Raw genomic sequence first — 21,768 nt, forward strand, 5'->3', positions numbered from 1 at the left:
CGCCGGCCGCGGCGGGCGCCTTCGGGCGCTTTCGGGCGAAGCGCAGCCGCTCAGGCGGGGACGGCGAACGTGCCCGGAGCCTCGTCCTGCGCGATCGAGGAGAAGCGGCGCGCCGTCTCGATGAAGCTCTCCACCACCTGGCTGCGGTAGATGCGCTTGTCGTACGCCAGGTAGATGTAGTGGAAGGCATCGGGCACGTCGGCCAGCGCGATCTTGCGCACGCCGTCGAAGCGCTCGATGGCGAACGTGTCCAGCATGACGCCGGGCATGGCGTGGTTCGCCACGACGACGCTCGTCAGCATGAACTCGTCGTCGTAGACGATGGCGGGCTGGATGCCGACCCCCTCGAACAGCCGCTTCGCCTCCATCCCCAGCGGCGTGTCGGGCGCGTAGCTGGCGAACGGCACGCCGCGCAGCTCCGACAGCGACACGCTGTCGCGGTCGGCGAAGGGGCTTTCCTCGTGCACGACGAGGATGAGGCGCTTCGTCAGCATGGGCACGAAGCACAGGTTCGGCTCGTTGTCGGCCTTCGAGGCGAAGATCAGGTCGAACTCCTGGGCCTTGAGCGAGCGGATGAGCGGCAGCGAGAACTCCACGGTGAAGCCCATCTTCACGTCGTAGCCGTACTCCTGCCAGAACTGCTGCAGCAGCTCGGGAAGGAAGTCGTGCTGGATCGTGGGGATGGTGCCGATGCTGAGCGAGCCGCATCCCACCGTGCCCTGGGCGCGCACCGCCGCGATGCTGCGGTCGAGGTCGCTCAGCACGCCGGCGACGTCGGCGTAGAAGTCGCGCCCGTGCTTCGTGAGCTTGATCTGGCGCCCGTCGCGGAAGAAGAGGGGCACGCCCAGCTCGTGCTCGAGCGCCTTGATGGACAGGCTCAACGTGGGCTGGGTGATGTAGAGCTCTTTCGCCGCGCGGGTCATGTGCTGCGTCTCCGCCAGCTTCTTGAAGTTGTACAGCTGCGAGAGGGAAAGCGAAGAAGAGTTGTTCACGGGTATCTCCTCACCTGCCGTGGATGCAACCGGCACTCGGCCCTTGCCCCTATCCTAGGCGCTGCGGCGCCGCCGCGCCACGGCCAGCCTGGCCGTTCTGTTCCGTTTGCGCGCCGCGCGGTCGGCCCTCCCCCGCAACGGCGCGAGGGGCGCGCCGCGCGGCGCGCCCCCGGCCGGTCACTCCCACAGCGCGCGCAGGCGCCGCTTCCCCACCGACAGCGCCGCCAGCCCGGTGACCAGCACCACCGCCAGCATGACGAGCCCCACCGCGAACACGGCGTCGAACCCGTAGGACGACCCCACCCACGCCCAGATCATGGACGCGAACGCCCCGATGAGGTTGAATACGGTGGAGATGCGCGAGTAGATGACGGGGTATTCCCGCGTGCCGAAGATGGCGCGCGTGAGCGCCGGGACCAGCACCACCGCCGTGGCGTAGAACGCGCCGAAGATGAACGCGCCGGCGTACAGCATGAGCTCGGACGCGAAGCCGAACCAGCACAGGAAGATGCCCACCACGCCGGCCGCGAACGCGAACCACAGCGCGCCCTTCACGCTCTTGTCCACGGCGGCGCCCAGCACGATCTTGAACAGCGCCTGGCCCACCATCATGACGGTGGACATGATGCCGCCCACCACGAGCACGTCGAAGGCCACGCCGGTGAGCGACTTCGTGTACGTGGGGAACTGCATGGCGATGAGGTTCGCGATGTTGATGATGCCCGCGCAGACGCACACGAGGTAGAACGCCGACGACTTCATGGCGAGCTTCGCCGACAGGCCCTGCGGGCGCGCGGCCTCCTTGCCCTCGGCCACGGTGGCGCCGTAGGGCGCCAGCCCGCAGTCGGACGGGCGCGTGCGCACGCAGAACAGCGTGAACGGCAGCGAGGTGACCAGCGCGATGACGGCCCAGATGAGGTAGATCTGATGGAAGTCCATACCGCTCGACTTGAGCGCGGTGAACACCATGGACCACAGCGCCCCGCCGATGCCGGTGAACGCCATGCACAGGCCGATGAAGAACCCGGCCCGCTCGTAGAACCAGTTGTTGACCAGCACGGGGATGGCCAGCCAGAGAATGGATATCTCGCCGAGGCCCAGCAGCACGCCGGCCACGTAGAACATGAAGATGTTGGTCGAGAAGCCCATCAACGCGAACGCAGCGGCCACGCTGCATGCCGATGCGCTCAAGATGATGCGCACGTCCACCTTCTGCAGCAGCTTGCCCGCGAAGGGCGAAGCCACGGTCATGGTCAGGTACATGATGGTCACGTACAAGGCGAACGAGGTCGTGGGGATGCCGAGCGCCTCCGACACGACCGGTTGGAACAGCCCCCAGGTCGAGAAGCACAGCGCCGAGCATCCGAACGTGATCATGATGCCGGTGAGCACGACGAGCAGATGACGAGACGAGAGTTTTTCACGCGTTTGCGCAGCCATACAACCCCCTCTAGACGGTGTGGAACGAACCCGGGCGTGAGCAGCGCCCGGGTTCGCAGGGTGGGGTGCCAGCGCCGAGGCGCGGCGGAGATCAGAGGTTCTTGAACTGGTACTTCTCGGGGTTGTCCTTCACGTCCTGCTTGTTGTGCGGGTTCATCTTCGCACGGCCGACCACGCCGTCCTGCGACACCGCGCCCAGCACCTGGTTGCGGTTCTCCATCTTCACCTGCGTCTCGAAGCTCGTGCCGTCCACGGCGGCATGGATGGATTCCTTCGTGAGACGCAGCGCCATGGGGGCGGTGGTGTCGCACATGTGGTGCGCCAGCGCCACGGCCTTGTCGACCACCTCGTCGTCGGGCACCACTTCCAGGCCGAAGCCCCAGCTGTGCAGCGTCTCGGCATCCCAGCGGTCGGGCGAGGACATGATGCGGAACGCGCGCTCGTAGCCGACGATCTTCGGCAGGTAGAACGAGCCGGACATGTCGGTGCCGGTGTAGCCGATGGCCAGGTAGCCGGCGTTCATCTTGAAGCTCTCGCCCAGGATGCGCATGTCGCAGGCGCAGGACAGCGACATGCCGCCGCCCACCGCGTAGCCCTTGAGCGCGCCGATGATGGGCTGCTCGCAGCGGTGCATGTACACCACCTGGTCGGAGCAGATGCGCTGCATGAGGTAGTACATCGTCTGCACGTCGCCCATGTCGTCGGGATGCTCCATGGCCAGGTCGTTGAGGTTGAAGCCGGCGCAGAACGCGCGGCCCTCGCCCGTCAGCACGATGACGCGGCACTCGTGGTCCATGCGCACCTTGATGAGGAACTCGTTGAACTCGGCCATCTGGGCGTACGACATGGCGTTGAGGTTGCCCGGATCGTTGAACGAGACGATGTAGACGGGGCCGTCCTTCTTGACGGTGATCTTCTCGTACTCGTCGTACGTGAACGTGGGAACGTGGTACTTCTCCTGATACAGACCCATGATTCCTCCTCATGAACGGATCGTCCCGGTGACCCTGAGCATCCGGGATCGCATGAGTTGCAGCCTACCGGCCGCACGCCCCCTCGAACACGGACAGGATCGCCGGTTTTGTCCCCTCGTTTTTCTTCCATTGAAAGTTTCAATGGATGGGACGGCCCTGCACCGACGTTTCCCGAGTAAAACGCCGCAACGACCCCTCGAAATACCAATGAGTCCACCGCCCGCCGCTGCGGTCGGGATAGGAAAATCGGTTCGATCCCGCGCGCGAAAACGTCGCCCGTCGACAGCTTGCATCGGACACGCGATTCGCCGAATTCCAAGCAATTTTTTCGTTTTGCGTACGTTGGAGGCCCGACGAGTCCGTTTCCGCCATCGACGCGGAGGAAGACGTGAACCGTTTCCCCAGGTCGCCTACAATGCGACTCCTGAAACAGGCGTCGTGCGCGCCCCGTGCGTTCGCAAAACGCAAAAATTGCTTGCTTCGAGCCGATTCGCGTGCCGCCGCGCCTCGCGAACGACGGCGAAACGGGCAAGCGGGTTCCGAGAGCGCATGCAACTCGAAACGCCGACGGCCCGTCCGAAGACGGGCCGTCGGTGACGCACGGAAGCCGCAAGCGTTAGCGGCGCTGCTCCTGCTTGTCGTTGAGCAGGCGGTTGAGCGCGTTGAGGTAGGCCTTCGTCGACGAGACGACGATGTCGCCGTCGGCGCCGCGGCCCGTGTACACGGCGCCGCTCGGATCGGTCACGCGGATGGTCACCTCGCCGAGGGCGTCGATGCCGCGCGTGACGGACTGCACCGAGAACTCGGTGAGGTCGTTGTCCACCTGCACGATCTTGTTCACGGCCTTGCACATGGCGTCGATGGGGCCCGTGCCGTACTCGCACGCCGTGACCACCTGGTCGGCCGCGTTGCGCAGGGTGACCGTGGCCGTCGGCGTCAGCGGGAAGCCGGTGCTGATCTGCACGCCCTCGAGCGAGTACAGCGCGCTCTCGTTGCGGTCGCGCTCGTTCACGAGGCTCTCGAGGTCCTCGTCGTACACTTCCTTCTTCTTGTCGGCCAGGTTGAGGAACGCCTCGTACACCTGGTCGAGCGCCTCGCCCTCCAGCTCGTAGCCCAGCTCCTCGAGGCGATGCTTGAGGGCCGCGTGGCCCGAGCGCGCCGTCAGCACGATCTGGCTGGTGCCCGCGCCCACGTCGGCGGGGTCGATGATCTCGTAGGTGTCGCGCTTCTTGAGCACGCCGTCCTGGTGAATGCCGGAGGAGTGCGCGAAGGCGTTCGCGCCCACGATGGCCTTGTTGGCCTGCACGTTCATGCCCGTGATGGACGACACGAGGCGGCTCGCCTTGATGAACTCGCGCGTGTTGATCTCGGTGCAGGCGTCCAGCTCGTCGCCGTGCATCTTGATGCCCATGACCACTTCCTCCATGGCCGTGTTGCCCGCGCGCTCGCCCAGGCCGTTGATGGTGCACTCCACCTGCGTGGCGCCGTTCTTCACGCCGGCCAGCGACAGCGCCGTGGCCATCCCCAAGTCGTTGTGGCAGTGCACCGACACCGTGGCCTTCTCGATGCCGTCCACGTTGTCCATGAGGTACTTGATGCGCGCGCCGAACTCCTCGGGCAGCGAGTAGCCCGTGGTGTCGGGGATGTTCACCACCGTGGCGCCGGCCTTGATGACGGCCTCGATGACCCGCACGAGGAAGTCGTAGTCGGAGCGGCCCGCGTCCTCGGCGTAGAACTGCACGTCCTCCACGAACGTCTTGGCGTACTTCACGCACTTCACTGCGCGCTCGACGCACTCGTCCTCGGTGATGCGCAGCTTGTCGTGCAGGTGGCTCGGGCTCACGCCGATGCCCGTGTGGATGCGGGGGCGCTTGGCGTACTTGAGCGCGTCGGCCGCCGCGTCGATGTCCTTCTCCACCGCACGCGTGAGGCCGCACACCGTGGCCTGGTCGCCCGCCAGCTCGGCGATGCGGCGGACCGACTCGAAGTCGCCCGGACTGGAGATGGGGAAGCCCGCCTCGATGACGTCGACGTTGAGTCGCAGAAGTTGACGCGCCACGACCAGCTTCTCCTCGGTGTTCATGGAGGCGCCCGGCGACTGCTCGCCGTCGCGAAGCGTCGTGTCGAAGATGTTGATCTTGCGAGTCATGTGCGTGTTCCTTCCTTCTCGTGTCCAGTCCCGCCGCATCGAACAGCGCAGGCGTTGACCGCGACTCAAATTGATTTGACAATCATAGCAAATATGCCGACCGAAGCCGTGGGAATTCGGCGGCGGCCCCGGGTTCTCCCCGGTCATTTTCGCGCGCATGGCGAAACGAGCGCAGCGCTCCGCCGTCACCGGCAGGCATCCACCCGTTCCGCAGGTTATATATGATTGGCAAGGTAATGGACAAAAGTGCGAGTATTCGCTAGATTTTGCCCGCGCTCGAGGCCCTCCGAACATGGCGGTTCGCATAACACCTGGTAGAATGGTTGCTCTCACGATTATTCCCAACAAAAGATAAAGAATACTCGCGTTTTTGTCCACCGTCCCTTCGCTCCCGCCGCTGAAACCGAGGTCGCCCCCCCGCTCGGCGGCGTGGCGGCGCGACGGGACGGGGCCTCACGCTGCTTCCGGCTGGCAAGCGCGCCTCCGATTCCGTATACTCGGAGGCGCGCTTGCGGCGCTCGACGAGACGAAGGGGCTGCCATGTTCGAAAACGATGCGTTCGTGCGCTCGGCCGAGATCCTCTGGAGCGAGGTCCCCGCCGCCGACGCCTACCCGTTCAACATCCCCGCGATCGCCTCGCTCGATGCGATCCGGTTCGACAAGGGGGTCACGTTCTTCTGCGGCGAGAACGGCACGGGCAAGTCCACCCTGCTCGAGGCCGTCGGCATCGCCTTCGGCTTCAACCCCGAGGGCGGCTCGCGCAACTACACGTTCTCGACGAGGCCCACGCACTCCCAGCTGCACGACTTCATCCGGCTCGACCGGTCCATCTACCGCCCGCTCGACGGCTACTTCGTCCGCTCCGACACGCTGTTCAACCTCATCAGCGCCACCGACGAGCTCGAGGACGACCAACGCTACTACGGCGGCGTGTCGCTGCACGCCCGCTCGCACGGCGAGAGCATCATGGCGCTCATCACGCGCCGCTTCCGGCCCGAGGGCTTCTACATCCTCGACGAGCCCGAGACGGGGCTGTCGCAAAGCGGGCAGATCGCGCTGCTCTGCGAGCTGGCCCGGCTGCGGGACGCGGGCTGCCAGCTCATCATCGCCACGCACTCTCCCATCCTGCTGGCGCTCGACGGCGCCACCGTCTACCAGTTCGACGACGACGTCCGCGAGATCGACGCGAAGGACTCGCTCGAATGGATCATGATGCAGCGCTTCATGGACGACCCGGACGCCGCCGTGAGGGCCTTCCTCGAGCCCTGATCCAAAACGTCCCGAACGGAACCGTCCCACGGGAAACACTCGAGCGCAAAAAGGCCCGGCAAGCGCAGGGAGCGCTTGCCGGGCCCGATGCCAACGGCGTGCTGAAGAGGAGGTCGCACGCGCTAGCAGGAGGGTGAGCTCGCTTTCGCGTCGGCGCCGGCCGCGTCGGCATGGGCCGCGTCGGCGTCGATGAGGTCGGTCGGCTTCGCCTTCATGATGAAGCGCTCGACGAGGACGAGGAAGGCCAGCGCGCCCAGCGCGATCACGCCGAGGAGCACCGCGAACTCGACCCAGGTGGGAGCGTACCAGCTGGTCGCCGCCCACACGTCCATCCCCGAGGTAGCGGCCGACGTGCCGTCGATGAGGCCCGGGCCGCCGAAGGTGTTCGGCGTGATGAACGACGAGAACAGCAGCCAGATGCGCTTGCAGAACACGCCCACCACCACGCAGGCCGACGAGAACACGATGAGGCCGGTCTTCTGGCGGTTCTTCGCGAACACGAGGATGGTGAACGGGATGAGCACGCCCACGATGATCTCGATCCAGAAGTACGGGGCCGTGGCGCCGAAGAACATCTGCGACAGCACGTGCCAGCCGCCCTCGGAGCCGGGATACGCCGTGGTCAAAAGCTCGCAGCCCACCATGTAGCCGTCAACCGCGATGCAGGTGGCCAACAGCCCCGCCAGCATCCCCATGAGCTTCTTCGACGTCTCCCAGATGCCGCGGCGGTTCATCCACGCGAGCGAGACGAGCAGCAGCGCCAGGCCGGAGTCCATGGCCGAGGCCACGAACAGCGGGCCCATGATGGCCGAGTGCCAGCCCTCGCGAGCGATCTGCAGGCCGAAGATCCACGCCGTCACCGTGTGCACGAGGATGGCGATGGGCAGGGCGAAGCGCGACACGATGGCGATCTTGGACTTGTCGGCCTTCTTCGACGTCATGAAGTACAGGTAGACCAGGTTGATGATCAGGTAGCACGTGATGACGCAGATGTCCCAGAACAGCGGCGAGATGAAGTTCGGGGAGAGGATCAGGTTGAACAGGCGCGCCACGCCGCCGAGGTCGAGGATGACCAGCAGGCCCGCGCAGCAGATGCACACCGTGGACACGCACACGGCCGGCAGCGCCACCTTCTTGAACTCGGTGACGTGGAAGATCGACGCCGAGGAGGCCACGATGAGGCCGCCGGCAGACAGGCCGACGAAGAACATGAACGCGGCGATGTACAGGCCCCAGGAGGTGCCGTTGTTCATGCCGGTCACGCCGAGGCCGAACATGGTCTGGTAGATCCAGGCGGCTGCGCCGACGGCGGCGATCACGGCCAGGACGATCATGACCGGACGGGAGATTCGTTTCGTTTGCATCTCAAGCCCCCTAAGCGTTGTAGTAGCGGAGCTGCGGGCGGGTGCCGAACTCCTCGAGAAGCTGATAGGCCTTGTTCTCGCGCACGACCTTCGAGATCTCGGAGTCGGGATCGTCCAGGTCGCCGTACACGCGGGCGCGGCCCGGGCACACGCGCACGCACATGGGGATGTCGCCGCGGTCGGTGCGCTCCTTGCACAGCGTGCACTTCTCGGCCACGCCCTTCGGGCGCACCGGCACGTCCTTGTCGCCGTAGTTCCAGTTGGGGTCGCGCTCAGGCTCGTTCCAGTTGAACACGCGGGCGTTGTACGGGCACGCGGCCATGCAGATGCGGCAGCCGATGCACTTGTCGTAGTGGATCTCCACGCGGCCCTTATCGTCCTTGTACGTGGCGCCCACGGGGCACACCTTGAGGCACGCGGGGTTCTCGCAGTGCTGGCACGCCACGGGGATGTAGGTGCGGCTGAGGTTGGGGTAGGTCCCCTGCGCGCCGTCGGCGGTGTCCACGCCGTCGGTCTCCACGCGGATGTACAGCATGTTCATGGGGATGTTGTTCTGCATCTTGCAGGCGTTGGCGCAGGTGTTGCACCCGACGCAGCGCTCAAGGTTGATGGCGATGCCAAGCTTGGTCATGATCGGTCACCTACGCTTTCTTGATCTCGACGAGGGTGTCGGAGAACGGGATGACCGGGCCGCACATGAGCTCGGCGCCGCGCTCGACGTAGCCGTCGTTCGTGACGTTCTGGACGTTGCCTTCGATGAGGAAGTCGGCCGTCTGCCCCTCGAACATGCGGGCGCTGCCGGGGCGGATGGACTCGTTCGCCTTCACGCGGCACTTGAAGGAGCCGCGGTCGTTGAACACCTCCACCGCGTCGCCCGTGGCCAGCCCGCGCGCCTCCATCTCGGAGGGGTTGAGCTCGATGCGCGGCTCGGCGAACTGCTGGATCCACTTGGCATCGTTGAACTGGTTGTGGATGCGGTAGCGCGTGCGCACGTTGGCCAGCTGCAGCGGGTAGGTGGAGGCCAGCTTGCTGTCGGCATGCGCCTCCAGCGGGGGCTCGTAGGTGGGCAGCGCCTGGTCGTAGGAGGCCAGCGCGTCGTAGTACACGTCCATGCGGGTGGACGTGGTGGCGAACACGCGGTCCATAAACTCGCGGCGCGGCTCCTCGATGCCCTCGAGGGGGTACACGCCCTGCTTCTCGTTGATCTTGTCGACGGTGAGCGCCGAGACGTAGGGATCCTCGGAGGAGGACAGCACCTTCGCCACCCACTCCTCGGACGTGGCGGGCAGGTACTGGTCCTTGCCGAAGCGCTTGGCGATCTCCTTGCCGATCCAGAAGTCGGTTCGGGCCTCGAACAGGGGCTCGATGATCTTGTTCTGCAGCACGATGTTGCTGTAGCCCACCTTCACGTTGCCCACCTCCGCGTCGTTCTCGAAGCGCGTCGTGGCGGGCAGGATGATGTCGGCCCACTTGGCGCCCTCGGTGAAGTACGGGTCGATGGTGACGATGAAGTCGAGGCCGCGGGCGAACTCGGCCGTCTTGTTCATGTTGCCGATGTGCTGCTGCAGCACGTCGCCGCAGAAGATGCAGGCGCGCACCTTGGCCTGGCCGTCGCGGGCGTCGTACAGCGGCATCTCGAGGGTGCCGGCCGCGAGGTCCTCAGGCAGCTCCCAGGCGCCCAGCGTGCCCGCATGGCCGTTGTAGCTGCCGCCCACGAACACGCCCACGCCGGCGCCCACCTTGCCCACGTTGCCCGTGAGGGCCACGAGCGTGGCGGCGGCGTGTCCCGCGATGTCGGCGTTGCCCATCTTGTCGTTGCCGCCCCAGCCGAGCGCGAGGCACGCAGGGCCCTCGGCGTACTCGCGGGCGAGGTTGCGGATGACGTCGGCAGGCACGCCGCTCACGCCTTCGGCCCACTCGGGAGTGTATTCGGCCTGCTTCTTCTTGAGGAGCGAGAACACGGTGGTGCAGGACGCGCCGTCGACGGTGAAGGTGCCTTCGAGCGCCGGCTTCGCGGCCGCGTCGGTGTGGGCGGCCTTCGCGTCGGCCGCCGTATCCCACACGAAGAAGGGGTTCTGCTCGCCCGTCTCGGGCTCTTCGGCGTCCACGTCCTCCGCGTGGTCGCGCAGGAGCTTGCCGGTGGAGGCGTCCACGAGGAACGGCAGCGAGGTGTGGTTCAGCACGAAGTCCTCGTCGTAGAGCTTCTCGTCCAGGATGACGCTGGCCATGCCGAGGAAGAACGCCGCGTCGGTGCCCGGCGTGATGGGCACCCACTGGTCGGACTTGCCGGCCGTCGTGGAGAAGTGCGGGTCCACCGTCACCATGCGGGTGCCGGCTTCCTTCGCCTCGAAGAACAGGCGCACGTTGGGCAGGCTCGACTCGAGGAAGTTGCTGCCCACGTTGAGCACGAGCTTGGAGTTCACCCAGTCGCGCGCTTCGCAGGTGGCCATCGCGTAGCCGCCGCCGAAGCCGATGGCCGGGTCGAGGCCGTTGCCGATGCCCACGTCGATGCCCGAGCTGCCGTCGACCTGCGCGCCCAGCACGGCGGCCAGCCACGGGAAGTTCGCCTCGGCGCCCGTGGAGATGACCACGCAGTCGTTGCCGTGCTTGCTCTGGAGGTCCTTGAGGGTGTCGCACACCTCGTCGAGCGCCTCGTCCCACGAGATGGGCTCGAACTCGCCCGCGCCGCGCTCGCCCGTGCGGCGCAGCGGGGTCTGCACGCGATGGTCGCCGTAGATGTGCTGGACCTCGGAAATGCCCTTCACGCAGATCGTCTCGTACCGGTCGTCGCAGCAGTTGTTCGGCTGCACCGACACCATGCGGCCGTCGCGCACCGTGCACGCCAGCGGGCACATGCCGCCGCAATGCGACTGGTGGTACGTGTACGCCGTGTACTCCTCGCCCGAATCGGCATGGGCCGGCGACAACCATCCATCGGCGGTGGTCATCGCGCCTGCCGCGCCCAGCAGCGCCAGGCCGGCTCCCGCGGCGGCGGTTCCCTTGATGAAACCCCGACGCGTCACGTTCGTCTCGTCTGTGGCCATTGCATCCCCTTTCTCAGTGACTCATGACCGTTTCCTCGACCACTAATTAACTGTTTTCATAGTAATATAGTTAAATAGGAAATTGAATATGTATATTTCAAGAATAATTTGCCTGTCCGCGAACGGCGCCGAAAACACGGCGAAGGCCGCAGGAGCATGCCGCTCCTGCGGCCTTCGCCGCTGCGGGAACAACGCCTCGTCGGCATCGTATACCCTTGTCAGCCATTATATATGACCTGTTGACAAATGTTTTACTCCCCTCCCCCAACGAAGGGTTCCGCACGACGCGCGCAAGCCGATTCGTCCGCTCCCGGGCGCGCGTCCAAAGCGTACAGATGTTTCACGTGAAACATTCGCACGCCTCGATGCCCCTGCGGCGCAAAGCGGCGAAACGACGGTACCCGGCACCTGGGAAGCGTCCGCCGCTGCACGAAAATCACCGTCGTGAAGCGATTTCGGGACCTCCGACCGGTTTCAGGCCCCATACGCGTACGACCGGCACGCCTTTCACGGGCGTTTTACCAGCTCGCAATCGACGACGGTGCGGAACATCGGCTCGACGAGCTTCACAGCGGTGATTTTCGTGCAAGACGGCGACCCGCCACACGTACAGATGTTTCACGTGAAACATTCGCACGCTTTCTGCGGGGCCCCGCGCGATCAGAAGAGGGGCCCTACTTCTTGCCCTTCAGCGCGGAGGCGATGTCGCCGGTGAAGCCCTGGGCGTAGGGGCTCGGCACCACCACCATGTTGCCGCCCTCCTTCACGCTCTCGTTCACGAGGCTCATCATGCGCAGCTGGAGGGCCAGGTCGTCCTCGCGGTAGGCGTGCGCGGCCTCGATGAACATGTCGGAGATGTCCTTCTCCACCTCGGCCAGCACCACGCGGGCGTTGCGCTCCTGCTGCGCCTGGGCCTCGGCGCTCATGGCGTTCTGCAGCTCCTGGGGCATGCGGATGTCGCGGATCTCCACGTCGATGATCGTGACGCCCCACTGCTCGGTCTTCTCCTCGATGTTCTTCTTCAGCTGGTGGTCGATGTGCGCGCGCTGCATGGACAGCTCGGCGATCTCCACCTGGCCGATGGCGTCGCGCAGCGCGGTCTGCGCCACGAGCGACGCGGAGTGCTCGTAGTCCTCCACGGCCAAGCACGCCTTCTTCGGGTCCCACACCATCCAGAACACGACGGCGTCGAGGTCCACCGGCACGAGGTCGGCCGTCAGCACCTGCTCGGCCGAGCACGAGATGGACGAGATGCGCTGGTCGATGACGATGGTCACCGAGTCCACCACGGGGATGGTGACGTACAGCCCCGGCCCGGCGAGGCGATGGAACCGCCCGAAGCGCAGCACCACGGCGCGCTCCCACTCGTAGGCGATGTGCACGCTGCCGGCCAGCCCCAGGCCCACGAGCACGCCCGCACCTACGGTGAACGCCGAGCGGAAGGGGTACGTCGCGCCCACCACCACGGCGAACGCCACGAGGAACAGCGCCACGGCCAGCACGACCGCGCCGCGACGCGACGCCTTCCGCCTGCCGGAAGCGGGCTCTTCCCCGCCCGACAGCACGTCGTTCGATCGCTCGTTGCCGCGTTTGACGAACTTGATCATAGCTCGCTCCTATCCCAACCGGGAGATCTTGTCCTGAAGGCGTACCACGATCTCGCCGCGCGTCATGCCCAGCTCCTCGCACTGGCGGATGAAATCGCCCATCATGGCGTCGATCGTCGACTCGACGGAATCCTCGTCGGCGGAGGCGGGGTTCTCGGCGACGAAGGTGCCGCGGCCCCGCTTCGACATGATGAGGCCCGAGGTCTCCATGCTGCGGTACACCTTGTTCACGGTGTTGTAGTTGATGTTGAGGTTGACGGCCATCTCGTGCACGGTGGGCAACTGGTCGCCCGGCTGGTACTGCCCCGTCTGGATGAGGTAGACGAGCCTGTTGCGCAGCTGCACCCAGATGGGCACGCCGCTGCGTTCGTCTATGCTGAAATTCTCCATGAGCCGAGCTTCCTCGCGCCGCCGGAGGCGAGCGCTGCTTTTCCTACATCCCTAGCCAAATACAACCGTATATATTCTAACGCGCTTCGTCCGCGTTGCCGACGAGAATCGCAGATTGAACGGGAACGAGAGGGAACCCCACTCCTGCCCCTGTCTCAAAGATAGGAGGCGATGCCCACGAACGGCGCCATGCAGAGGCAGTACCGCAGGAAGAAGCCGCCTGCGAGCAGCAGAACGCCGATGCAAGCGCAGGCGCGCGCATCGGGCGCGCGCAGCGCCGCCTCGAGCGCGAACGGCGCCGCGATGCCCGCCAGCGCGAGCCCGCCCCAGAACGCGGGCGCCAAGTCGCCGGCCAGCAGCCGCGCGGCGGCCGCGCTCGACAGCGGGTCGTTCGCCGCAAGCGTCACGAGGGCCGCCAGCGCGAGGGCCTCGAGCGCCAGCAGCACCGCATCGACGCGGGCGATCTCCGCGAACAGCGGCCGGGGGTCGGCGTCGCACAGCACCGGCAGCACGAGCAGCGCCCCTCCCCCGCACGACAGCGACGAGCACACGAACAGCGCGGGGACGAGCGGCGACGCCAAGAACGGCAGCGTCCAGATGGTGGACAGGAACAGCCCCGAGTACACCATCACCACGACGGCGGCCGCGCACCCGAACGCCTTCACGGCGGTCGCGGCGCCCCGGCCGAGCCTGAGCGCGCCCAGGTTGCACGCGACGAGCGCCGCGGCGGCGGCCACGAACGCCACGAGCGCCCACGCGCCCGCCGACAGCACGCTGCCCAGCGGGTTCGCCAGCACGTCGAGGGCCAGCTCGGGCCGCCCCAGGTCGAGCATGAGGCACGCCGCGCCCACCGCCACCATGCCGCACGAGGCCACGAGCGCCGGCAGCGCGACGCGCCCGAGCGAGCGCTTCAGCGCCGCAGACGAGCGCGCCCGCCACGATAGGAACACAGCCGCGACGAACGTGCCGCAGCCCGCGCCCGCCAAGAACAGGTAGATGACGATGAGCGGGCTGAACATCGCGCGGCCGCTACAGCTTCACGTACCAGAGGTTTTTGAGGTCGCCCAGCCCGGCGCGCAGCGAGGCCAGCACGGCGTCGTCGACGTCGCCTTCCACGTTCATGTACACGAGCGCGCACTGCTCGGCCGGCTTGGTGCCGATCTGCATCGTGGTGATGTTGATGCCCGCCTCGCCCAGGATGGTGCCGATGGTGCCCACGCGGCCCGGCGCGTCCACGTACTCGAACACGAGCGACTGGCCCGCCGGCGCGATGTCCAGCTTGTAGCCCAGCAGCGACACGAGGCGCGCGGCCTGGGCCTCGCCGGCCAGCGTGCAGGCCACCTCGGTGCCGTCGGCCACCACCGACACGGTGGAGGCGTAGCCGTCGGCGTCGGCCACCGAGAGCGTCTCCACCTTGATGCCGTGGCGCTTCGCGATGGAGTCGGCGTTCACCGGCGTCACCGTGGTGGAGCTCTTGTAGGACAGGATGCCCTTGAGCGTGCCGGCCACGAGGATGGACACGTCGGCGTTCGCCAGCGTCCCGGCGGTCGTCAGCTTGAGGAACTGCGGGATCTCGCCGTCGATCTGCGCGAGCATGCTGCCCATCATCTGGCACGCGGGCACGTACGGGCCCACCGCGTCCATCACCTCGGGCGGCACGGGCGCCATGTTGAGCGCCGTCGGCACGATGGACCCCTCGAGGCCCGCGGCCACGTACTCGGCCGTCTGCACGCCGGCGCGCAGCTGCGCCTCGCGCGTGCTCGCCGCGATGTGCGGCGTGAGCACGGCGTTGTCGAACTCGTGCAGCGGGCTCGTCAGGCAGGGCTCGCTCTCGTACACGTCGATGCCGACGGCGCCGATCTTGCCCGCGGCCAGGAAGTCGGCGAGCGAGTCCACGTTGTAGATGCCGCCGCGTGCCGCGTTCACGAGCACCACGCCGTCCTTCATGCGCGCGTACTGGTCGGGACCGAACATGCCGATGGTTTCCTTCGTCTTGGGAAGGTGCACGGTGATGAAATCGGCCAGCAGCACGAGCGCGTCCACGTCGTCGTACAGGGTGACGCCCAGCTGCTCGGCGCGCTCGGGGCTGCAGTAGGGGTCGTAGCCGACGAGCTTCATGCCGAAGGCGCGGGCGCGCTCGGCCACGAGGCCGCCGATGCGGCCGAGGCCAAAGATGGCGAGCGTCTTCTCGTACAGCTCCACGCCGGTGAAGCGGCTGCGCTCCCATTTCCCCGCGTGCATGGACGCGTTCGCCTGCGGCACCTTGCGCGCGCAGGCCAGCATGAGGCCCAGCGTGTGCTCGGCGGCCGAGACGATGTTCGACGTGGGGGCGTTGCACACGATGATCCCGCGCTCGGTGGCGGCCTCCACGTCCACGTTGTCCACGCCCACGCCGGCGCGGCCGATGATGCGCAGGTTCTCCGCGGCCTCGATGACCGCGCGGTCGACCTTCGTCGCCGAGCGCACGATGAGCGCGTCGTAGGCGGGGATGGCCGCGACCAGCTCCTCGGGCCCCAGCTCCAGCCGCACGTCCACCTCGTAGCCCTTGTCGCGAAGCACCGCGAGGCCGGCGTCGGCCAGCTTCTCGGTAACCAGCACCTTCTTCGTCATAATGGTAACCACCTTGCGTCTTGCGTCCTATGCGTTTCATTGATCCGAATCGTTGCCGCGTCCCGAACGGGGCGGCGCGCCGCGCTTGACGAGCGCGACGAGTCCATGATAGTGCGAAACGCCGCGAACCGAAGGCTCAGCCGGCGAAATTCCCAGAAACCCACCTTTGAGGCGGCCGCGGCGCCCGGGAGCCCGCGGCATCGCGCGCGCCGGGACGAAAAAAGGGACCCCCGGCGCGTGGCGAGGGGTCCCCGAGGCTCTGGCGCCGAGGCGCGGCCTACCTCCGCACGAAGCTGAACATCGAGCGGATGTTGGCGCCCACTTCCTCGATCTGGGCGTTGCCGTGCTCCATGCGCTGCTCCTTCAGCCACGCCTGGCCGTTCTTGGAGTCCTCCATGAACTCGTGGGCGAAGCTGCCGTCCTGGATGCGCTCGAGGATGGTCTTCATCGCGGCCTTCGCGTCGTCGGTGATCACCTGGGGGCCGGCGTAGTAGTCGCCGTACTCGGCCGTGTTCGAGATGGAGTAGCGCATGTTCGACATGCCGCCTTCGTACATGAGGTCCACGATGAGCTTCATCTCGTGGAAGCACTCGAAGTAGGCCATCTCGGGCGGGTAGCCCGCCTCGACGAGCGTCTCGAACCCGGCGTTGATGAGGGCCGTCACGCCGCCGCACAGCACGGCCTGCTCGCCGAACAGGTCGGTTTCCGTCTCGTTCTTGAACGTGGTCTCGATGACGCCGGCGCGCGCGCCGCCGATGCCCCACGCGTAGGACAGCGCCACGTCCTTGGCCTGGCCCGACGCGTCTTGGCTCACGCAGATGAGGCACGGCACACCGGCGCCCTCGGTGAACACGCGGCGCACCATGTGGCCCGGGCCCTTCGGCGCGATCATGACGACGTCCACGTCCTCGGGCGGCGTGATGTAGCCGAAGTGGATGTTGAAGCCGTGCGCGAACGCGAGGGTGTCGCCGGGCTTGAGATGCGGGGCGATCTCAGCCTCGTAGGTTGCGGCCTGCGTCTCGTCGGGCGTGAGGATCATGATGAGGTCGGCTTCCTCGGCGGCGCCGGCGACGCTCATCACCTTGAGGCCCGCCTCCTCGGCCTTGACCCGCGACTTCGAGTCCTCGCGCAGGCCCACGCGCACGTCGACCCCCGAGTCTTTCAGGTTGAGCGCATGGGCGTGGCCCTGGCTGCCGTACCCGATGATGGCCACTTTCTTGTCCTGGATGAGCTGGGGGTTCGCGTCGTTCTCATGATAGATCGTAACAGCCATGGTTGGTTTCCTTTCTTGAGGCTGGTTGTACCTGATGCGGCGTGCGTCCGCGCGCCTTACACGTCCTTGCTGTTGCGGGACATAGCGATCTTGCCGGTGCGGGTGATCTCCTTGATGCCGTAGGCGCGGAAGAGGTCCTCCATGCCCTTGAGCTTGCTCTCGTCGCCCGTGGCCTCGATGGTCAGCGAGCTTCTGCCCACGTCCACGATCTTCGCGCGGAACACGTTGGCGATCTCGATGATCTCGTTGCGGCGGTCGGGCTGGGCGTTCACCTTGAACAGCACGAGCTCGCGCTCGATGGCGGCGTCGTTGGTGAGGTCGGTGATCTTGTGCACGCTGATCAGCTTGTGCAGCTGCTTCGTGATCTGCTCGTAGGCCACGTCGTCGGCCTTCACGATGGCCGTGACGCGCGACATGGTGGGGTCTTCGGTGGGGCCCACCGACAGCGACTCGATGTTGAAGCCGCGCCGCGAGATGAGGCCGGTCACGCGCGACAGCACGCCGGGCTTGTTCTCCACCAGGACGGACAGGATGTGCTTCATCGCGCGCCCCCCTTCTCGTCGTTCTCGTCGACCTCGTCGAGTGCATCGACCTCGTCGCCTTCGGGCACGTCGGTGCGCACGGCGCCCACGGCCACGTCGATGGCGCCGATCACCTCGTCGAGCGCGCGGCCCGGCGCCACCATGGGATACACGTTCTGATCGCGCGAGATGGCCACGTCCAGCAGGTACGGGCCGTCGCTGGCCAGCATGCGCTCGAGCGCCGCCTCCACGTCGGCGGGCTTCTCCACGCGCTCGGCCTGCCAGCCGTACGCGTCGGCCAGCTTCACGAAGTCGGGGTTCGCGTCGAGCAACGTCGAGGAGTAGCGCTCGTCGTAGAACAGCTTCTGCCACTGATGCACCATGCCGAGGCAGCGGTTGTCCAGGATGAGCACCTTCACCGGCACGCGGTGGATGCCCGCCGTGGCCATCTCCTGGCTGTTCATCTGGAACGACCCGTCGCCCGCCACGCACACCACCTGCTTCTCGGGACACCCGATGGCGGCGCCGATGGCGGCCGGGAAGCCGAAACCCATCGTGCCGAGGCCGCCCGAGGAGATGAAGCTGCGCGGCGCCTCGCGGTCCACGCTCTGGGCGGCCCACATCTGGTGCTGCCCCACCTCGGTCACGACGACGCTCTTCTGCGGGTCGAGCAGCTCGGAGAGCTTCTTCAGCACCACTTCGGGCACGATCTCGTCCGGATCGTCGCCCACGCCGGGATGGTAGAACGGGTAGCGCGTGCGCCACGCGGATATCTGCGCCACCCAGTCGCCCGTGTTCGGACGGGCGCCCTCCTTCCGGAGGCTCGCCACGATGCCGCCGAGCACGCCCTTGAGGTCGCCGACGATGGGCACCTGCACCTCGCGCACCTTGCCGATCTCGGCCGGGTCGATGTCGATGTGGATGACGTCGGCGTGCGGCGCGAACTCGTCGAGCTTGCCCGTCACGCGGTCGGAGAAGCGCGCGCCCGCCGCGATGAGGAGGTCGCTCTCGGTCATGGCGAGGTTCGCGTACTTCGAGCCGTGCATGCCCACGGGCCCCAGGTTCAGCTGGTGCGACGCGGGGAACGCGCCCTTGCCCATGAGCGTGGTGACCACGGGGATCTGCATGAGCTCGGCGAGCTCCCTCAGCTCCTCGGACGCGCCCGACGACACGGTGCCGCCGCCCACGTACAGCACGGGGCGCTCGGCCCGGGCGATGCGCGCGACGGCCTGCTTGATCTGCTTGGCGTTGCCGCGGTAGGTGGGCTTGTACGACGGCAGGTTCACGTCGTCGGGGTAGTCGAACACCATGCGTTCGCTGGCCAGGTCGGACGGGATGTCGATGAGCACGGGGCCGGGGCGCCCGGTCTTGGCGATGTGGAACGCCTCGCGGAACGTCCGCGTGAGCTCGTCGGTCGATTGCAGCAGGTAGCTGTGCTTGACCACCGGCATGGTGATGCCCACGATGTCGGACTCCTGGAACGAGTCGGTGCCGATGACGCCGCGCGGCACCTGGCCCGTGATCACCACGAGCGGCACGCTGTCCATGTAGGCCGTCGCGATGCCCGTCACCGTGTTCGTGGCGCCCGGGCCGCTCGTGACGATGGCCACGCCCACGTTGCCCGTGGCGCGCGCATAGCCGTCGGCCTCGTGCACGGCGCCCTGCTCGTGGCGCGCCAGCACGTGCTTGATCTGGGCGGAGTCGTACAGCGCGTCGTATATCTTGATGGCTTGGCCGCCCGGGTAGCCGAACACGAGGTCGACGCCCTCGGCCTCGAGCGAGGCCACGACGGCCTCGGCGCCGATCATGGCAGTGCCTTGCTTGGGCGTCCTGCTGCCCAGGCCGCGCGACGCGCCGGCGGCCGTGGCGTTGGCCTGCGTCGGACGCGGCGCGGCGTCGTCGGTTGAGGTGCTGCGTGCGTTGGTCATGACACATACGCCCCCTTGTCTGCGGATGAGACGAGCTTCGCGTACTTCGCGAGCACGCCGTGGTCGTGCTTCGGCGCCGGCGGCGTCCATGCCGCGCGACGGCGTTCGAGCTCGGCGTCGTCCACGCCCAGCGTGAGCGCGCCGCCCTCGATGTCCACCGTCACCGTGTCGCCTTCCTCGATGAGCGCGATGGGGCCGCCCGCGGCCGCCTCGGGGCTCACGTGTCCCACGGCCGGGCCCTTCGTGGCGCCCGAGAAGCGTCCGTCGGTGATGAGCGCGACGCTCGTGGACAGGCCCATCCCCACGATGGACGACGTGGGCGTGAGCATCTCGCGCATGCCCGGGCCGCCCTTGGGGCCCTCGTAGCGGATGACCACCACGTCGCCCGCCTCGACCCGCCCGCCGTTGATGGCGGCGCAGGCCTCCTCCTCGCTGTCGAAGCAGCGCGCGGGGCCCGTGTGGGTGAGCATCGAGGGGTCGACGGCCGACTTCTTCACGATGGCGCCGTCGGGCGCGATGTTGCCGTGCAGCACCTTGAGCGCGCCCACCGGGGAGAACGGGTTGTCGTGCGTGCGGCACACCTCGCCGTCGGCCGGCTTCGTGCACGTCCGCAGGTACTCGTCGAGCGGGCCCATGCAGGTGATCGCGCGCCGGTCGAGCAGGTCGAGCTCGGCCAGCTCGTGCATGACCACGGGCACGCCGCCCACCTCGTACAGGTCGGACAGCGGGCGCGGGCCCGAGGGCTGCAGCTTCACGAGGTGCGGCGTGCGCGCGCTCGCGGCGTCCCAGTCGTCCATCGTGATGGGATGGCCCGCCTCGCGGGCGACGGCCGTGAGGTGCAGCACCGTGTTCGTGGAGCCGCCGAAGGCCATGTCGCATTCCATGGCGTTGTGGATGGCGGCCTCGCTCACGATGTCGCGCGCGCAGATCCCCTGCTCCAGCAGCTCCATCACCTTCATGCCCGCGTGCTTCGCCAGGCGGATGCGCTCGGAGTACACCGCGGGGACGGTGCCGTTGCCGGGAAGCGCGATGCCGAGGGCCTCGCACAGGCAGTTCATCGAGTTCGCCGTGAACATGCCCGAGCAGCTGCCGCAGGTGGGGCACGCCGTGTCCTCGTAGAACTTGAGTTCGTCGGCGGTCATCGTGCCGTTGTGCACGCGCGCCGCGCCGTCGAACAGCGTGTTGAGGTCGGTGGTGGGGCCGCAACCGCCCGGATGCTTGCCAGCCAGCATCGGGCCGCCCGACACGAACACCGTGGGGATGTTCACGCGCAGCGCGCCCAGCAGCATGCCCGGCACGATCTTGTCGCAGTTCGGGATGCACACGAGCGCGTCGAAGGCGTGGCCCTGCACCGCGCACTCCAGCGAGTCGGCGATGGCCTCGCGCGACACGAGCGAGTAGTGCATGCCGTCGTGGTTCATGGCGATGCCGTCGCACACGCCGATGGTGGAGATCTCGAACGGCACGCCGCCGGCCATGTAGATGCCGGCCTTCACGGCCTCGGCGATCTTGTCGAGGTTGTTGTGCCCCGGGATGATGTCGTTGCGGGAGTTGAAGACGGCGACGAGCGGCCGTTCCATCTCCTCGTCGGTGATGCCGTCAGCCTTGAGCAGGCTGCGGTGAGGGGCGCGCGCTGTGCCGCATCGTACGGCGTCGCTGCGTAGCTGCATGTCCGATCCCTTCTCTCTGGGTTCCGCCCGTAAAAAAATCCTGCTGCAAGCAACCTGCACCAGGACCTCAGAGAGAAGTGAGCTGCCGCGTCGCGCCGCCGGTGCACGGCGGTCGAGCGGGGCTCGTTTCGGACTGATAACGGAGTCGCCGGTTCAGGTTACTTGCCTCGGCTGCACCCGGAGATCGTCCGTCGCGGGCCAAGACGTTCAGCTGAACTGCTCGGAGGGGGCATTCGGACCGTCCACCGCCGGCTCGCAGCATCCGCCGGCTCTCTTGAGATGGATTCGTCCCTACTGTCCTCGTCATCGCATTTCATCTATGAACTTGTTGGAGGAAAGTATACCCCCGCGCTCCGCGGATGCAAGAAAAACTTTGACGGTCGAAGCGTTTGCGCGGGAAATTCACATGGAACGGCTGGGGGTTGCGCCGCAGGACGCCCGGCGGGCTTCGGACCGCATGGGCATTCGCTGACGTTTGGGGATCGAACGGCGATCCGCCGTGCCCGCTGACGGTTCGAATGATAGATTGGGGGCCGT

The 21,768-nt window shown here is 67.0% G+C and carries 16 protein-coding genes; 1 reads left to right on the top strand and 15 read right to left on the bottom strand.

The genetic code is table 11. The features are described from left to right. Positions 1–50: 50 nt before the first annotated feature. The 4 genes from GS424_RS10575 to GS424_RS10590 all read right to left on the bottom strand — a co-directional run bounded on the left by GS424_RS10575 (position 51) and on the right by GS424_RS10590 (position 5,555). On the bottom strand, positions 51–992 hold the full coding sequence (locus tag GS424_RS10575) for a LysR family transcriptional regulator (protein WP_160942245.1): 942 nt from the start codon (positions 990–992) through the stop codon (positions 51–53). Between the two features lie 177 nt (positions 993–1,169). After that, a complete protein-coding gene (locus GS424_RS10580) occupies positions 1,170–2,432 on the bottom strand; it encodes an MFS transporter (protein ID WP_154332225.1) in 1,263 nt (420 codons plus the stop codon). Between the two features lie 91 nt (positions 2,433–2,523). Further along, a complete protein-coding gene (locus GS424_RS10585) occupies positions 2,524–3,405 on the bottom strand; it encodes an enoyl-CoA hydratase/isomerase family protein (RefSeq protein ID WP_154332226.1) in 882 nt (293 codons plus the stop codon). A 617-nt stretch (positions 3,406–4,022) separates the two neighbouring features. Then, positions 4,023–5,555 carry a 2-isopropylmalate synthase gene (locus GS424_RS10590; protein ID WP_160942244.1) on the bottom strand — a complete coding sequence of 511 codons (1,533 nt, stop codon included), beginning with the start codon at positions 5,553–5,555 and terminating at the stop codon, positions 4,023–4,025. A gap of 540 nt (positions 5,556–6,095) precedes the next feature. Between GS424_RS10590 and GS424_RS10595 the strand changes: the two genes are divergently transcribed. Continuing rightward, positions 6,096–6,824 carry an AAA family ATPase gene (locus tag GS424_RS10595; RefSeq protein WP_160942243.1) on the top strand — a complete coding sequence of 243 codons (729 nt, stop codon included), beginning with the start codon at positions 6,096–6,098 and terminating at the stop codon, positions 6,822–6,824. 122 nt (positions 6,825–6,946) lie between these two features. Here GS424_RS10595 and nrfD (GS424_RS10600) read toward each other — a convergent pair whose 3' ends face one another. From nrfD (GS424_RS10600) to ilvD, 11 genes are all read right to left on the bottom strand, one after another. Continuing rightward, the gene (gene nrfD / locus GS424_RS10600; protein ID WP_160942242.1) at positions 6,947–8,188 is read right to left on the bottom strand and encodes an NrfD/PsrC family molybdoenzyme membrane anchor subunit; all 1,242 of its coding nucleotides are present in this window, start codon (positions 8,186–8,188) and stop codon (positions 6,947–6,949) included. 10 nt (positions 8,189–8,198) lie between these two features. Then, positions 8,199–8,819 carry a 4Fe-4S dicluster domain-containing protein gene (locus GS424_RS10605; protein WP_160942241.1) on the bottom strand — a complete coding sequence of 207 codons (621 nt, stop codon included), beginning with the start codon at positions 8,817–8,819 and terminating at the stop codon, positions 8,199–8,201. 10 nt (positions 8,820–8,829) lie between these two features. Further along, a complete protein-coding gene (locus tag GS424_RS10610) occupies positions 8,830–11,232 on the bottom strand; it encodes a molybdopterin-dependent oxidoreductase (protein WP_160942240.1) in 2,403 nt (800 codons plus the stop codon). 674 nt (positions 11,233–11,906) lie between these two features. Then, entirely contained in the window at positions 11,907–12,839 is a 933-nt protein-coding gene (locus GS424_RS10615) for a slipin family protein (RefSeq protein WP_154332235.1), read from the bottom strand. A 9-nt stretch (positions 12,840–12,848) separates the two neighbouring features. Beyond that, entirely contained in the window at positions 12,849–13,229 is a 381-nt protein-coding gene (locus GS424_RS10620) for a GntR family transcriptional regulator (protein ID WP_154332236.1), read from the bottom strand. Positions 13,230–13,384: 155 nt separating this feature from the next. Then, positions 13,385–14,248 (bottom strand): NrfD/PsrC family molybdoenzyme membrane anchor subunit, encoded by an 864-nt coding sequence (gene nrfD, locus GS424_RS10625; RefSeq protein ID WP_160942239.1) that lies wholly within the window; start codon positions 14,246–14,248, stop codon positions 13,385–13,387. 10 nt (positions 14,249–14,258) lie between these two features. Then, positions 14,259–15,839: a phosphoglycerate dehydrogenase gene (serA, locus tag GS424_RS10630; protein ID WP_160942238.1), complete on the bottom strand. Its 1,581-nt coding sequence runs from the start codon at positions 15,837–15,839 to the stop codon at positions 14,259–14,261. Between the two features lie 277 nt (positions 15,840–16,116). Beyond that, entirely contained in the window at positions 16,117–17,112 is a 996-nt protein-coding gene (gene ilvC, locus GS424_RS10635) for a ketol-acid reductoisomerase (protein WP_160942237.1), read from the bottom strand. 56 nt (positions 17,113–17,168) lie between these two features. After that, positions 17,169–17,654, bottom strand: coding sequence for an acetolactate synthase small subunit (gene ilvN / locus GS424_RS10640; RefSeq protein ID WP_009304310.1), 486 nt, complete (start codon positions 17,652–17,654; stop codon positions 17,169–17,171). Continuing rightward, positions 17,651–19,561 carry a biosynthetic-type acetolactate synthase large subunit gene (gene ilvB, locus GS424_RS10645; RefSeq protein WP_160942236.1) on the bottom strand — a complete coding sequence of 637 codons (1,911 nt, stop codon included), beginning with the start codon at positions 19,559–19,561 and terminating at the stop codon, positions 17,651–17,653. The genes ilvN and ilvB overlap by 4 nt, the downstream gene beginning before the upstream one ends. Beyond that, a complete protein-coding gene (gene ilvD / locus GS424_RS10650; RefSeq protein ID WP_160942235.1) occupies positions 19,558–21,231 on the bottom strand; it encodes a dihydroxy-acid dehydratase in 1,674 nt (557 codons plus the stop codon). Before ilvD ends, ilvB begins: the two co-directional genes overlap by 4 nt. Between the last annotated feature and the right edge of the window lie 537 nt (positions 21,232–21,768).

Origin of the sequence: Eggerthella guodeyinii (assembly GCF_009834925.2) — a bacterium.
GTDB lineage: Bacteria > Actinomycetota > Coriobacteriia > Coriobacteriales > Eggerthellaceae > Eggerthella > Eggerthella guodeyinii.